Annotated in this window: 14 protein-coding genes and 3 pseudogenes; 7 read left to right on the forward strand and 10 right to left on the reverse strand. The window is 37.4% G+C overall.

The window, feature by feature from the left end; genetic code table 11:
- A pseudogene (locus ACFINU_RS06205) lies at window positions 1-263 on the reverse strand (filamentous hemagglutinin); the annotation flags it as partial.
- A 67-nt stretch (window positions 264-330) separates the two neighbouring features.
- On the opposite strand from ACFINU_RS06205, the pseudogene ACFINU_RS06210 reads away from it, so the two are divergent.
- The 3 genes and pseudogenes from ACFINU_RS06210 to ACFINU_RS06220 form a co-directional block, all read left to right on the forward strand.
- Window positions 331-777: pseudogene (locus ACFINU_RS06210) on the forward strand (DUF488 family protein).
- A 102-nt stretch (window positions 778-879) separates the two neighbouring features.
- Entirely contained in the window at window positions 880-1,233 is a 354-nt protein-coding gene (locus ACFINU_RS06215; protein WP_375618460.1) for a hypothetical protein, read from the forward strand.
- Window positions 1,185-2,084 (forward strand): annotated as a pseudogene (locus tag ACFINU_RS06220) (tyrosine-type recombinase/integrase); the annotation flags it as partial. The gene ACFINU_RS06215 and the pseudogene ACFINU_RS06220, both read left to right, overlap by 49 nt.
- 57 nt (window positions 2,085-2,141) lie before the next feature.
- Here the strand turns inward: ACFINU_RS06220 and ACFINU_RS06225 are convergent.
- From ACFINU_RS06225 to ACFINU_RS06250, 6 genes are all read right to left on the reverse strand, one after another.
- Window positions 2,142-2,441 (reverse strand): HigA family addiction module antitoxin, encoded by a 300-nt coding sequence (locus ACFINU_RS06225; RefSeq protein WP_375618459.1) that lies wholly within the window; start codon window positions 2,439-2,441, stop codon window positions 2,142-2,144.
- 19 nt (window positions 2,442-2,460) lie between these two features.
- Window positions 2,461-2,673, reverse strand: a complete 213-nt coding sequence (locus ACFINU_RS06230; protein ID WP_375618458.1) for a type II toxin-antitoxin system RelE/ParE family toxin — start codon at window positions 2,671-2,673, stop codon at window positions 2,461-2,463.
- 273 nt (window positions 2,674-2,946) lie between these two features.
- On the reverse strand, window positions 2,947-3,615 hold the full coding sequence (locus tag ACFINU_RS06235; RefSeq protein ID WP_375618457.1) for a ribonuclease HII: 669 nt from the start codon (window positions 3,613-3,615) through the stop codon (window positions 2,947-2,949).
- Between the two features lie 177 nt (window positions 3,616-3,792).
- On the reverse strand, window positions 3,793-4,689 hold the full coding sequence (locus ACFINU_RS06240) for a 4-(cytidine 5'-diphospho)-2-C-methyl-D-erythritol kinase (protein WP_375618456.1): 897 nt from the start codon (window positions 4,687-4,689) through the stop codon (window positions 3,793-3,795).
- Window positions 4,690-4,929: 240 nt separating this feature from the next.
- On the reverse strand, window positions 4,930-5,778 hold the full coding sequence (locus tag ACFINU_RS06245; RefSeq protein ID WP_012754808.1) for a S49 family peptidase: 849 nt from the start codon (window positions 5,776-5,778) through the stop codon (window positions 4,930-4,932).
- A gap of 192 nt (window positions 5,779-5,970) precedes the next feature.
- A complete protein-coding gene (locus tag ACFINU_RS06250) occupies window positions 5,971-6,759 on the reverse strand; it encodes a tRNA1(Val) (adenine(37)-N6)-methyltransferase (RefSeq protein ID WP_375618455.1) in 789 nt (262 codons plus the stop codon).
- 179 nt (window positions 6,760-6,938) lie between these two features.
- Between ACFINU_RS06250 and ACFINU_RS06255 the strand changes: the two genes are divergently transcribed.
- The 4 genes from ACFINU_RS06255 to glyS all read left to right on the forward strand — a co-directional run bounded on the left by ACFINU_RS06255 (window position 6,939) and on the right by glyS (window position 13,060).
- On the forward strand, window positions 6,939-8,015 hold the full coding sequence (locus tag ACFINU_RS06255; protein ID WP_375618454.1) for a polyprenyl synthetase family protein: 1,077 nt from the start codon (window positions 6,939-6,941) through the stop codon (window positions 8,013-8,015).
- Between the two features lie 95 nt (window positions 8,016-8,110).
- Window positions 8,111-9,805 carry a tetratricopeptide repeat protein gene (locus tag ACFINU_RS06260; protein WP_375618453.1) on the forward strand — a complete coding sequence of 565 codons (1,695 nt, stop codon included), beginning with the start codon at window positions 8,111-8,113 and terminating at the stop codon, window positions 9,803-9,805.
- Between the two features lie 91 nt (window positions 9,806-9,896).
- Complete coding sequence (locus tag ACFINU_RS06265) at window positions 9,897-10,838, forward strand: glycine--tRNA ligase subunit alpha (RefSeq protein WP_375618452.1); 942 nt, start codon at window positions 9,897-9,899, stop codon at window positions 10,836-10,838.
- Window positions 10,838-13,060, forward strand: a complete 2,223-nt coding sequence (gene glyS / locus ACFINU_RS06270) for a glycine--tRNA ligase subunit beta (RefSeq protein WP_375618451.1) — start codon at window positions 10,838-10,840, stop codon at window positions 13,058-13,060. Before ACFINU_RS06265 ends, glyS begins: the two co-directional genes overlap by 1 nt.
- A 124-nt stretch (window positions 13,061-13,184) precedes the next feature.
- Here glyS and ACFINU_RS06275 read toward each other — a convergent pair whose 3' ends face one another.
- From ACFINU_RS06275 to ACFINU_RS06285, 3 genes are all read right to left on the reverse strand, one after another.
- Complete coding sequence (locus ACFINU_RS06275; RefSeq protein ID WP_375612090.1) at window positions 13,185-13,679, reverse strand: F0F1 ATP synthase subunit B; 495 nt, start codon at window positions 13,677-13,679, stop codon at window positions 13,185-13,187.
- An 11-nt stretch (window positions 13,680-13,690) separates the two neighbouring features.
- Complete coding sequence (locus ACFINU_RS06280) at window positions 13,691-14,257, reverse strand: F0F1 ATP synthase subunit B (protein WP_375618450.1); 567 nt, start codon at window positions 14,255-14,257, stop codon at window positions 13,691-13,693.
- Window positions 14,258-14,400: 143 nt separating this feature from the next.
- Window positions 14,401-14,631, reverse strand: coding sequence for a F0F1 ATP synthase subunit C (locus ACFINU_RS06285; protein WP_005773968.1), 231 nt, complete (start codon window positions 14,629-14,631; stop codon window positions 14,401-14,403).
- Between the last annotated feature and the right edge of the window lie 44 nt (window positions 14,632-14,675).

Here is a 14,675-nt window from a genome sequence, read left to right on the forward strand (position 1 = left end):
GTGTCATTCCCAGAAATGCTAAACCCATGGCTGCTGGCTTTGGCATTCGCACTGTTGGTAATATCACTGGTGGTAATGCTTCCTGTGGTCAGGCTGTATTTATCTGCCGGCGCGGTGCTTTCAATAATACCTCCGGTCAGCGTTGTTTTGTCTTTAACAATGATATTAAAGCCGCCATCACCCGCTTTGATGCCTGATTGCTCCACAACACTATGATAATCGCTAGAGGATTTATCCTTTTGGAAAGAGGCACTCATGGAGCCCCCACCTATTTACTAAGGAAATTAAACGTGTGTAACATCAAACATATCATCATACAGTCTGCTAAAGATGAGAGCTTTGTTTTTTACCATTGGCTATGAAAGAAAATCCTTTGAGGACTATTTCAATCAACTTATCAAAAATAATATTAAACTTTTGTATGATATTCGTAAAAATCCAATAAGCAGAAAATACGGATTTTCAAAAAGACAATTAGAGAAAGTTGTAAACAACATTGATATTGAATATATGGCATATGCCTGAACTTGGAATTGCCTCTGAAAAACGAAGAAATTTGAAAACACAAAAGATTATGATCGCCTTTTTGAAGATTATCAAAATACAACTCTCAAGGATAATTCTTGTGCAATAAACAAATTATATCAAATTTTTTTTAACAAAAAGCGCGTTGCAATCACCTGTTTTGAAGCCAATGTATGCATGTGTCATAGAGGACAACTCGCATTAGCTCTCATTCCATTGCCTGATTGGAAATATGAAATTAAGCACACCTAAAAAATAAATTTGCATATTTTTTTAAAATGGGAGTGCCCATATGCCTCCCAGCCCCCTACCCATTCCTAACAACTTTTAAGTGATGCATGATTCACGCTACGGATGAATTCTGCGCAAATCAAGGAAAAGAAATATGAACTGACTGATAAAAAAATTGAGGTTGGTGGATACATTACACTTTACCGCATCCGTGCTTTGAGAGACTTTGGAGATGTAAAGGCAGGTGATCTTGGCGCTTTTATACAAAAAGAAGACAATCTAAGTCATGATGGCAATTACTGGATAAGTGATTATGCAAAAGTCTATGGTTATGCCAAGGTTTTTGGGGATGCACATGTTTACGGTGGCACATTTATTAGTGGAAAAGCTAAAATTTATGACAGTCCATTGATTTCCATCAGAGCAAATATACGCTGGCTATTAAACAAGCGCAAAATGGCATCTCCAAGAAAATAAACAGACTTACAAAAGGCTCTTTCGATTGGTTATTGCATCAGTATTTACAAAACATGCAATGGCATAATCAATCAGAATCTACTAAAAAAGTTAAATATCGAATTCTGAATAATGTTTCTAAACATATCAGTGATCGTGCATATAAAAGCATAAACAAACAACACATTCTTGAAGCCGTAGATAGAAGGCGAGAGCCCCCCGCGGCGGTAAAACATTTTTTGACCTCTTTAAACGGTCTCTTTAATTGGGCGGTTGATAATGATCTTTTGAAGAGAAATCCTGCTTTTAATATAAAAGCACCAAAATCTTTAAACAGTGGGGGATTACTGCCATGGCTAGAAGAGGACATAGACAAATATTATCACCGTTGGTCACATGGTACACATGAACGCGTCTGGATTGATGTTCTTCTTTATACAGGCTTGCGTCGTGGTGATGCCGTTCGTATCGGCTGGAAAGATATCACAACAGATAATATTATTCATTTAAAAACAGAAAAGAGCCAATTTAAAACAGATGTTTTTCTTCCTATTTTATCAGAACTAGAGGAAACCCTTAAAATTGGTCCCATAGGTGATGAAACATTCATTTGTGGTAAAGGTGGAAATAAGCTTGTCAAAGAAAGTTTTGGCAACTTCTTTCATGAAGCATGTAATGCGGCGGGTATTAAAAAATCAGCGCACCGATTGCGAAAATTAGCAGCAAAACGTGCTGCCAATGCTGGTGCTACGGTTTCACAAATGAAAGCGCTTTTTGGCTGGACAGAAGATAAAATGGCATCCCTTTGTACCAGAACAGCCGATAGAAAACGACTTGCAATAGAAGCAATCAAAAAGCTACAAAAAAGTTAGAGCAATGGGCAGAAGCTAAAAAAACAAACCAAAGCACCATCAAAATTATTAACGAAATCAAAGCGGCGTTTGAGGTGTATCAGAAACAAGAAGAGAAATAGGTGGTTGTGCCTGTTGCTTTGTTTGCCATAAATTATAGTTTGTTTGCATATCCAACCAAAATTTTGCTTTACTAAAACCAGCTAATTCTAATTTAATAGCAAGCTCGGTACTTATAGAAGCATGTCCGTTAATCACTCTTGATAAAGAAGCTCTTGTCATATGGAGATGATCAGCTAATTTTTGTATTGTTATCCCCATTTCTTCTAAGAAAGCTACTTTCAGAACTTCACCCGGATGTGCGGGGTTATGCATCATTTTTTTTTCATTCCTCTCATCAATGGTAATCTTGATAATCAACAAGCTCCACATCTGTTCCTATAAAGCGAAAAGTAACACGCCAATTTCCATTCATCCATATAGAATAGTACCCTGTAAGTTCACCTTTAAGAGGGTGTATTTTAAAGGCAGGCGCTCTCAACATTTCAGGCGTAGTAGCACTTGTTAAAGCCGTTAAGATAACACGTGATTTTTTACGTGATCTGATCAAATAGCTTTTGTGAAACCTGTTGTATAAAATAATTTTAAGCCCTTATGTTTAAAACTCACAATTGCCATATACCGCCCCTTGTCGTATATCATTGCTATACGGTTAATAACAATAAGAGTCAAGCCCATGTTAGAAATATCTGATTCTATATCTGGAAAAATGGATGGGAATAAGTGATAAAAAAGCTTCAAAAAGGTTAGGGATAGATACCCAAAAAAACATAACAGAATCAATGATTATAAAATCCCTTACTCTTGTAATAAATTATTGATTTTAATTGCCTTTTTTACACTCTTTTAGTGGTGCAAAACTATAACGATGTAATCCTATAACTGGTCCATATTTATCAAGAGCTGTACGATGCGCTAGCGTTGCATAACCTACATGCTTCTCTAAACCATACCCTTTATAAACTTGTCCTGCACATTCCATCATCCGGTCACGCGTTACTTTCGCAATAATAGATGCGGCTGCAATGGAAACCGAACGCTGATCACCCTTAATCAACGCCATTGCAGGACAGGACAACTCAGAAGGAATATCACGCCCATCAACAAGGACATAGTGGACTGGTATGGCTAATCCTATAATACAGCGACTCATTGCTTCTAAAGTTGCTTTTCTAATATTGGATTGATCAATTGTACGGGCACAAAGACTGGCAACTGAAACCGCTAATGCACTTTGCAAAATTTCATGATAAAGTCTATTTCGTTGGAGAAAAGAAAGTTTTTTTGAATCATTTAACCCATTAGGAATACGATCTTTATCCAAGATAACTGCTGCTGTTACCACAGGTCCAGCGAGAGGTCCCCGTCCTACTTCATCAACACCTGCTATATAAAAAAAACCCTGTTTTTGCAAATCCAATTCGCACGAAAAATTTGGTTTTAGCGGAAAATTAAACATCTTTGATAAATCACAAATACAACAAACATACATCTATTTCTGTAGACTGATCATTTTTTGCAAGCATTACAGTTTTAAATGCCTCTTCAAACATTCCGCGAATTCTTGCACAAAAAATAAAAAAACACATTTCTTTGGTTACCCTCTTTTATTATGTATAATAAAATCATGATGAAATAAAAGCTTTTATATTTATTTATCAAATATTTCCTAAGTCATGATAGGTTTTACAAACCAATTTGGGTGCATTGATTTGATAAAAAGAGCTGCTTGTTGCGCCGTTTGTTTATTTTTAAAAATGCCAAAGCAAGTTGCTCCCGTTCCAGACATACGGGAAAAAAGAGCCCCACATTCATCTAATATAGATAACACTTCAGCTAACTGAGGTGCTATTTTTAATGCAGGAGAAAAAAGATCATTACGCGTTTCTTGTAAAACTTCAACTAATGAATCAACACTCTTTAAAGCGTCTGTATTAATTTTTAAAGAAGGATTATGACGCTTTTCTAACGCTTTAAAAACAGCTTGTGTTGAAATCTCTTGTCCATGATTAACCAATACCATTGCTAATGAACAAGCTTCTTTTAGTCGTATCATCTCTTGACCAATTCCTTTAACCAAAAGCGGCTGCTGATACTTTAATGCACAAAGGCACATGGGAACATCAGCACCAAGAACTAAGCTCATTTTTGCTAATTCTTCGTAAGAGCAATCAAGATTCCACTGCCGACGCAACATGCTGATAACCCCAGCTGCATCACCTGAGCCACCACCAATGCCTGAAGCAACAGGTAATGTTTTTACAAGCCGAAAAAAAGCAGGTTGAGCACATTCCGGAAAAGTCTTATGCATAAAGTCCCGTGCGCGAATAACCAAATTGTCTAAATGAGAAACAAGTCCTTTTGCAAACGGCCCCGTCAAAACAAACTGATTATTTTCACAAGGTGCATAGTGTAGACAATCACCGCTAAGACTAAAATAAACCAAACTTTCTATTAAATGATATCCATCAGCACGTTGCCCCACAACATGTAGAGCTAAATTCAATTTAATAGGTGTAAATAAATAGGAATGTCTTTGGAACGAAGTTTGTACATTTGATATCATATGACGTAATATTCACTTACATAGGGTTCTTTTACAAATTCCCCCTTTTATCCATACTTTTATTAGCACAAGCCCTATAAGCAGCTTGGAATATTCTTAATCGTTTTCTAAACAAACAATAAATATAAAGAGCACTCATACAAAATAAACGACATGTTTTCATTCATATCATTTCAAGCCTTTTTTCTTCTAGCATCTGTTTTTAGATAAAAATCTCTCTGGCTTGAATGAACCTTTCCATCACAAACCATAACGCTGCCAAAGCGCTCGCTCTTCTGCTGCCATCAATGCACTATCAACGACTGTATAAACCGTATGTGCCGTCACTCCTGAAGGCGTTTTAGGTCCTAAAAAACTTTTTGGAGGCATAATAAGTCGAAGTTTTGCATCATTACCAAAGCGCTCCTTAATAACAGAACGTACATCATTCAATCCATCAACCAGACCAAGCTCAACGCTTTGTTTTCCACTCCAAAACATTCCTGTAAAGAGATTCGAATCATCTGATAATTTTTCAGCACGCCGTTCTTTAACCAAATCGATAAAAGTTTGATGCACTTCAAGTTGGAGAGATTTCAAATGCTCAATATCCGCCTTTTTTTCTGGCTGAAATGGATCTAATGTAACTTTGTTCTTTCCTGCTGTGTATACACGCCGTTCGATACCAATTTTCTTCAAAAGTTCCGGAAAACCAAAGGAAGCTGAAACCACTCCAATGGAACCAACAATTGAAGAAGGATCTGCAAAAATTTCATCCCCTGCACAAGCAATCATATAACCACCAGATGCTGCAATATCTTCAATAAACACAAGAACCTTTTTATTTTTTTCTTCTGCCAAGTCACGAATGCGCTTGAAGATAAAACGCGATTGTACAGGTGAACCACCAGGAGAATTAATAATAAGTGCAACAGCCGGTGACTTTTTGTGTGCGAAAGCCTTCTCTAAAAGATTTGCACACCTACTGAGGGAAAGGGTACGAGATATAGATGCTGATGAATCCATAATTGCTCCTTGAAGGCGCACCACAGGAATTTCAAGTTTATCGGAAGAAAAACGGCGTGGAATAAAACTTTTAATAAAATCCATCAAAACAAAATCTCCTTATAAATTAAGAACAATTAAATAGGCAAGGACAACAAAAAGGAACAACGCTATAATATCCAAAAGCGCCAATCAATCCCCACATTACAACCAGAAATATAACTTCACCCAAAAGCTAAACCTCCCTAATGACAAAGTGTAGACTTTAAATAATAAACTAAAAAACACAAGATACTATTAGAAAAGTTCCCACAAGCTTATATATCCATTATTAATTGCATCAACTCGAGGTGAAAAAGTATGGTCATTACCTTCATGTATAACCAATGCCGGTAAAATAGATAAAGCTGCTCTGCTTCCTCGTTTTGCGTAAAATAAAAGACGAATTGCTGCTGTTTTCGCACGGGCATGCACAGGAATTATACAAATACCACCAAAACGCCCTTCTAAAGCACGCAAGATATCTGTCAGCGATTGTGGACGTGCAATGAGCCCTAAGTATCCACCTGGCTTAACAATAGCTGCTGCACTCCGCAACCAGTTATCAAACATTGCTTCAGACATAACATGTGCTTCAGATTTTTGTTTATCAGGTGTCTTACGATCGGTGGGATTATTAAAAGGTGGATTCATAATCGCAAAATCAAAGCTATTATCTATCAAACCTGCTTTTATACGGGCATTCCCTTTGAAGGTAACATCTGCTTCTAGCAAACAAATTCGGCTAGCAAATTGTTTATTTTGTTTTAGCATAAGCGTTTTTTGAGCGTAAGATACCATAAAAGCTGAACGTTCAACTAAGGTAACATGAACTTTCAGACAACGCGAAGCAACAGCCAACCCTGCAGCTCCAGCACCTGCACCTAAATCAACAACCTTGCCCTTTAAATCACTTGGAACCAAACTAGCTAATAACATCGCATCCATTCCAGAACGATGACCATATTTATGGGGTTGAACCAAATAAAATTTCCCGCGGTGAAAACTGTCAATTGTTTCACCACTCTGATTCGCTGCTTTATCCATTTAAAAGCCTAATGCTCACCTTTATAAACTGCATTTTTGCCATTCAGCTGCTATTTTAAATTTTTTATTATTTTATAACAATAAGATTACACTCGCTAAAGAACATTTCTTGCCAATAACATTCCAAGCTAACACTTTTAAACGACATCAAAAGCTTGAGTCAAAACCAAACCCCCTTTATGCTAATGAATAAAGTAAATTTTATATATGTCCATTGCAATACTCTAGGAGTAAACACATTGAGTGCAGCTATCAAACCAAAACAAATAAGAAATAATCAAATTTCTCTTCAATCTCTTGTCAATCTTACTCAAAAAGATATGGAGTGCGTAAATCAATTTATTCTCTCTATGGCAAAATCAGAGGTTGAGATGATCCCTGAAATTTCTAACCATCTTATTTCATCAGGTGGAAAGCGATTACGTCCAATGATTACGCTTGCTTCTGCTCATATGTTCGGTTATCAAAGTGACGGGCATATAAAACTCGCAACAGCTGTTGAATTTATGCATACAGCAACATTACTACACGATGATGTGATTGATGAAAGTAATTTACGACGTGGAAAATCTACAGCACGGATGATTTGGGGGAATCAAGCAAGTGTACTTGTTGGTGATTTCCTATTGGGTCAGGCCTTTAAAATGATGGTCGATGTCGGCTCCATAGAAGCGCTCTCTGTCCTAGCCAATGCTGCTGCAATTATTGCTGAAGGAGAAGTTATGCAACTTTCTGCTGCAAAAAATATCAAAACAAGCCCTCCAGACTATCTCAAAATCATCAATGCAAAAACAGCAGCACTTTTTTCAGCAGCCGCTGAAGTAGGACCCATTATTGCTGGCTATGGAAATAAAGAGCGTTCTTCATTACGTGAATATGGAACATCCTTAGGTTTAGCTTTCCAATTAATTGATGATGCACTTGACTATAGCGGTAGTGCTCAAAATTTAGGAAAAAATATAGGGGATGATTTTAGAGAAGGAAAAATCACAATGCCTGTTATTCTCGCATATGAGCGTGGGAATATGGTAGAAAAAGATTTCTGGAAAAAAGCGCTTGAAGATGGCAATAATAATGATGAATCCTTCGCACACGCGCAACACTTAATGGAAAAGTATGATAGTATCACAGATACAATAGAACAAGCACGCATCTATGGAAAATATGCAATTGATGCTCTTGTTCCCATGAACGAAAATCTTGCTTACAATGCTCTCGTTGAGACTGTTGAATTTTGTATTGCGCGCGTAAACTGAATTCTTTGCAAGAAGCGCAGTATTTCTCAATAAAGTAATGAGATATGATCTATAAACAACACCATCGATTGATTATCTTGAAAAGGATTAGCTCCATGTGCTCTGCAACGGTATCTCAACTTTTTGCCCTCTTTATCGTGGGTATCATGCTGATGCCATCCCTCACCTACAGTAAAATAAGTGCAGCAACTCATACAAGCTCATTTACAGGTGCTTATTTAGCTGGAAGGGTTGCAAATCATGAAAATAAAACAGAACTTGCTATCAATTATTTTAAACAAGCACTGGTTTATCAACCTGATAACATTGAAACACAAAAAGAGCTCCTTGAAGCTATGCTCTCAGTCGGAAACTTTAAAGAAGCTGTCCAACAAGCCCAAAAACTCAAAGAAAACGATGTTATAACTCCCTTTGTTTCCTTAACTTTGTCAGTAGAAAGTCTCATCAAAAAAGATTATAAGAATGCCAAGGCTCTTCTGAAATTAAAGGAACTTCCTACGTCCAATAATCCAATACCTGAACTCATCGGTGCTTGGATTACATTTGGATCTGGACAAAAATCTCAGGCAATCAATGATCTTAAGAAACTCAAAGGTCCTGTCTGGTATGATCTTTTTATATCTTATCATCTAGCACTTATGAGCGACCTTGCAGAACGGCCAAAGGATGCAAAAAAATATTTCATTAAAGCACTGAATAACAAACAGGGAACTCTTATCGCTCCTAATACTTATGAGCGTATTATCATAGCCTATGCCTCATTCCAATTGCGCCATAATATGCGCAACCAAGCTCTTCAAACAATCCAGCATGGCGAACAAATGTTGTCAGGTCGAGAAGTCCTTAAAAACTTTCGAGAAAAAATTGAAAAAAATTCTTTCTTAGAGAGAGTTATTAAAACACCTCAGCAAGGAGCAGCCGAGGTATTATATAATTTTGGAACAGCCCTCAACCACAAAAACTCAGGGCGAATTGCACGTATTTTTAAGCAATTATCTTTCGCCTTATACCCTCAAAATGACGCAACACTGTTTCAGCTCGCACACATTTCTGCTAAATTGAACGATCCACATCAAGCAATTAAACTTTATCGCGCTTTATCCCCTAAATCTCCTTATTATAAAGATGGGCAACTTCATCTTGCATTCCTTCTTGCCAATAACAATAATTACAAAGAAGCTATAAAATTACTCACATTATTAAATAAAAAATTTCCCAATGATCGTAATATTTTGATAACGCTCATTGCTTTTTATATGCAGGACAATAAATTTCTTGAGGCCATTAAAACTCTAGACTACGCTATTACAAAGATAAAAAACTTTCAGCAGGACGATTGGAAACTCTTTTATCAGCGTGGTATTGCTTTTGAACGTTTAAAGCAATGGCCAAAAGCAGAACTTGACTTGCGAAAATCACTTGAATTTTTCCCAAATCAACCGCAGGTTCTTAATTATTTAGCCTATTCCCTTGTGGAACGTGGTGAGAAGCTTGAAGAATCGCTCCGTATGCTACAAAAAGCCTCTGCTTTACAAGCTCACAACAGTCATATTCTCGATTCTTTAGGGTGGGCTTATTATAAACTAAAAGAATATAATAAAGCAGTGCAAATATTAGAAAATGCTGTCAGATTACAACCTGAAGACCCAACACTGAATGATCATTTAGGGGATGCCTATTGGAAAGTTGGGCGTAAACGTGAAGCAATCTTTCAATGGAATCACGCAATTGACGGAAAACCAGAAAATTCTGAACAAATTCAAGAAAAGTTGAAATTTGGTTTGCAATAAACGATGCTTAACCATAAACCACATGAATAATAAATAGAGAAACTAAAATTACTTTGGTTTTTTGTTTAGTCCAATATAAAGAGTATAAAGCGTGAAACTGCCTGAACATCTTACCCCCAAACGTTCTTTTCAGGGACTAATCTTAACTTTGCAAAATTATTGGGCACACTATGGATGTGCAATTTTGCAACCTTACGATATGGAAGTCGGAGCTGGAACTTTTCATCCAGCAACAACATTACGCTCTCTAGGACTACGCCCTTGGAAAGTTGCTTATGTCCAACCCTCTCGACGTCCAACAGATGGCCGATATGGTAAGAATCCAAATCGTTTACAACACTATTATCAATTCCAAGTGCTTCTCAAACCCTCTCCGCTCAATCTACAAGAACTTTATATAAAGTCGCTACAAGCTATCGGGCTTGATACAAAACTGCATGATATTCGCTTTGTTGAAGATGATTGGGAAAGTCCCACTCTTGGTGCTTGGGGGCTTGGATGGGAATGTTGGTGCGATGGAATGGAAGTCTCTCAATTTACTTATTTTCAACAAGTGTGCGGCATTGAATGCGCTCCAGTTTCAGGGGAACTCACATACGGTCTTGAGCGTCTAGCGATGTATATCCAAGGGGTTGATAACGTCTATGACCTTAACTTTAATGGTTTGGAGGGAGAAAACAAAATAAGTTATAGAGATATTTTTTTACAGGCAGAACAGGAATACTCATATTACAACTTCGAATTTTCTGATACAAAACTGCTCCATCAGCACTTTATCGATGCAGAACGCGAATGCAGGGCACTTCTTGATGCTGGAAAACCAAATAAAGAAAATGTATTCCATCGCTGTGTTTTTCCTGCCTATGACCAATGTATTAAAGCGAGCCATATCTTTAATCTTTTGCAAGCACGTGGCGTTATTTCTGTAACCGAACGACAAAATTACATTCTTCGCGTTCGTAATCTCGCGCGCCGTTGTGGGGAAGCCTTCTTACTCACAGAAGCTGGACAAATATATACTGGAGAAGCCTAATGTCTGATCTTCTTCTTGAACTTTTCAGTGAAGAAATACCCGCACGTATGCAACGAAAAGCTGCTGCTGATCTCAAAAAATCTGTTACAGATCAACTTGTGAATGCTGGATTGATCTATGAAGCTGCTCGTGAATATTGGACACCTCGTCGGCTAACATTGGACATACGCGGACTTTCCATACGCTCAAAAGATATCCATGAAGAACGAAGAGGTCCTAGTATAAAATCACCACAGCATGTAATTGATGGTTTTCTACGTGCAACAGGATTAAACGATATTTCTGAAGCACATATTGGACATGATGATAAAAAAGGGCATTTTTATATTGCTAAAATTGTTAAAAAAGGTCGAGCTGCAGAAGAAATTATTGCCGATATTTTACCGAATATTATCCGCAACTTTCCGTGGACGAAATCTATGCGTTGGGGAAAAGATTCAGCACAAAGTGGTGCTCTGAAGTGGATTCGACCTTTACAAAACATTCTTTGCGTCTTCGGACCAGAAATTGGTGAAACACATGTTATTCCGTTTACAATTGGTTCTCTTAAAAGCAATAATTTAACTTATGGTCATCGTTTCTTAAGTGATGGAAAGCCATTTCAAGTGCGCCGCTTTGATGATTATGTTACTCAACTTGAAACCCATAAAGTCATTCTGGATGCCGAGAGACGAAAGAATATTATTTTAGCTGATGCCCAAAATCTCTGCTTTGCCAACGGTTTAGAACTGGTTCAAGACAATCCGCTCCTAGAAGAAGTTGCTGGTCTTGTTGAATGGCCTGTTATCTTGATGGGTGATTTTGACCAATCATTCCTTGATATTCCTCCAGAAATTATTCGCTTGACCATTCGAGCCAATCAAAAATGTTTTGTTACCCGTAAACAAGGAGAAAAAGTAAAACTTTCTCATCATTTTATTCTCGTTTCTAATATTCTTTCAAATGATCAAGGCAAAGAAATTTCAAAAGGAAATAGTAAGGTTGTCCGTGCCCGTCTTTCTGATGCACTTTATTTTTGGCAAACCGATCAGCGTGATTTGCCTGATATTCAACAATTGGAATCTTCTATAAAAAAATTTGATCTTGATATAAAAAAGCCTCTTGATCAAAGAATGGCGCGACTTGATCATTTAAATGTAACTTTTCATGCTAAATTAGGTACGCAAGGTGCAAGAGTAGAACGCATTGCTACACTCGCACAAGAAATTGCACCTTTGATACAGACAGATCCTCTTTTAGCAAAACGTGCAGCAATCCTTGCAAAAGCTGATTTGCAAACAGAAATTGTCGGAGAATTTCCTGAACTACAAGGGGTTATGGGACAAAAATATGCCCTTCTTCAAGGGGAAGATCCTTGCGTAGCTGTAGCAATCGAAGAACATTATAAACCTCAAGGACCAACAGATCGTCTTCCACAAGAACCGCTTGCTATAACCGTTATGCTCGCCGACAAAATTGACACGCTCGTTGGCTTTTGGCTCATTAATGAAAAACCAACGAGCTCAAAAGATCCCTATGCGTTAAGACGAGCAGCATTGGGAATTATTAGGCTTGTACTTTCGCGAGATTGGAAAATCAATCTTATGCCGTTGTTCCAGTTAGCAACGAATCTTTTCTTACAACAAAAAAATAAATATGAAATCTCTCAAAAAGAAAATTCACAATTGCAGAATCTGCTTCCAGAAAAAACAGAATATATTTTATCAGACCTGTTATTCTTTTTTCATGACCGTTTGAAAATCTATCTAAAAGAGGAAGGTGCTCGTTACGATGCCCTTGAAGCCGTTTTAAATAAAGATTCTGATGATTTTTTATTGGTTGCACGTCGTGTCGAATCGCTTATCGCTTTTATCAATACCCATGATGGAATGAACTTTGTAGCCTCTGTAAAACGTACTGCCAATATTCTTGAAAATGAATTTCAAAAAAGCACAACAATAGCGAATGAAATTAATCCTGAACTCTTTGTCGAGAAAGAAGAAAAGCAGCTCTATCATGCAATCTGTGAAGTAGAAAAACAGGTTCTTGCTCCCATCAATGCGACAAATTTATCATTTGCACTCAGTGTGCTAGCGCCACTTGGAAAATTGATTGATATATTTTTCGAAAAGGTATTGGTGAATGATAAAAAACCTGATGTTCGTGCTAACCGTCTTGCTCTTCTCAAACACACTCACATTATTACACAATCGGTTGCAGACTTCTCAAAACTTATCATTTAAAATCAAAATACCCTATTAACTGATAAAAACAATGAAGATAATTTGTTCTTTTTTATGACTTTTATTAATTAATATTGAGAAAATCATGCAACCAAAGAGACTGTTCTTTATCTCTCAAATATCATTAATTAAGATATGTTTTCATTTTGATAAATGATTCTTTCTCAAGAGACTCTTTGATAAGTTCATCTGCCTTGTTAGAATCTATTTCCCTTGCAATAAGGGTACGTGCTGTAGAAATTGCCAAATCAATCGCCGATGAAGAAACCATGCGTATTGCATCGGCTTCTGCTTGGGCAATTTTTTGTTCTGCCAATTTATTGCGATTTTTTACATATTCTTCTGCTTTTGCACGGGCCTCAGCAATAACAGATTCAACTTCATGCTTTGCTGCTGCAATAATTTCTTGCGCATCTTTTTCTGCTTCTGCATGTTTGCGTTGATATTCAGCCAATATTTCCTGTGCCTCTTCACGAAGACGCAGGGCCTCATCCAGTTCATCTTTGATACGTTTCGCGCGCGCATCAAGATGGTGTATAACTCTCTGTGGAATTTGGAAATAGACTAAAAGAGCCAAAAAAAGAACTAACCCAACAAATGCCCAAAAAGTATCAGTCATCTTTGTCTTCCTCAATAATCCGCAGTTTTAACAACTGAACGAACAGCCTCTTTGCTGATATCAACGTCAATCAATTTTTTCACAATTTCAAGAGCTACTTCTTCAGCGATAGAACCAACATTTTGCATCGCTTTATCCCGAATTTTTGCTATCTGTTTTTCAGCATCTGCGAGTTTTTTCTCTAGACTCTCTTCAATTTCTTTCCGTTCAAGCTCTGCCTTTTCTTTTAATTCTTCACTAGCTACCTGCGCTATAGCCTGCGCGTTCAAACGCGCTTCCGCTAATTTCCGCTCATAAGTTTCAACAACAATGTCTGCTTCTTGCTTCATGCGCATTGCCTGATCTAAATCAGATGCTATTCGATCTCGCCGTGTTTCAATAACACCGCCAATACGTGGTACAATTACACGGGAGATAAAAAGATAAAAAAGTCCGAAAGAAATTGCCAACCAGAAAAAATGCGAACCAAAATGCACAAAATCAAAAGGTGGAAACACACGCTTTGCATGCTCTGCCACCTTTTTAATATGTTCTATCGACGTTTCAGTGTTCTGTGCATAAGCGCTTGAAACAAACATCTTCTTTCATCCTTTAAATAGCTTATTAAAGCCCTCTATAACCGATGATAACTGACTAACATCTCTCTGGCATCTCTCTGGTTAAGAGCCTAAAAGGGTAAATCTTTCCTCATGCAAGAACAGATATACCCTTTTGATAATGATTAAACCCCAAAAAGAAGTAATAAAGCAATGAGCAATGAAAAAATTCCCAAAGCTTCTGTTACAGCAAAACCAAAGACGAGACGTCCAAACTGACTATCTGCTGCTGATGGATTTCGTAATGCACCAGAAAGATAGCTACCAAAAATATTACCAAGTCCTAAAGCTGTTCCAGCCATACCAAAGCAAGCAAGACCAGCACCAATATATTTTGCTGCAAGCACCATTTCCATGTTATTCTCCTTTAAAGCGAAATTGCATTATTCGACGGAAAACC

Origin of the sequence: Bartonella sp. AC130YNZD (assembly GCF_042196865.1) — a bacterium.
Taxonomy (GTDB): Bacteria; Pseudomonadota; Alphaproteobacteria; order Rhizobiales; family Rhizobiaceae; genus Bartonella.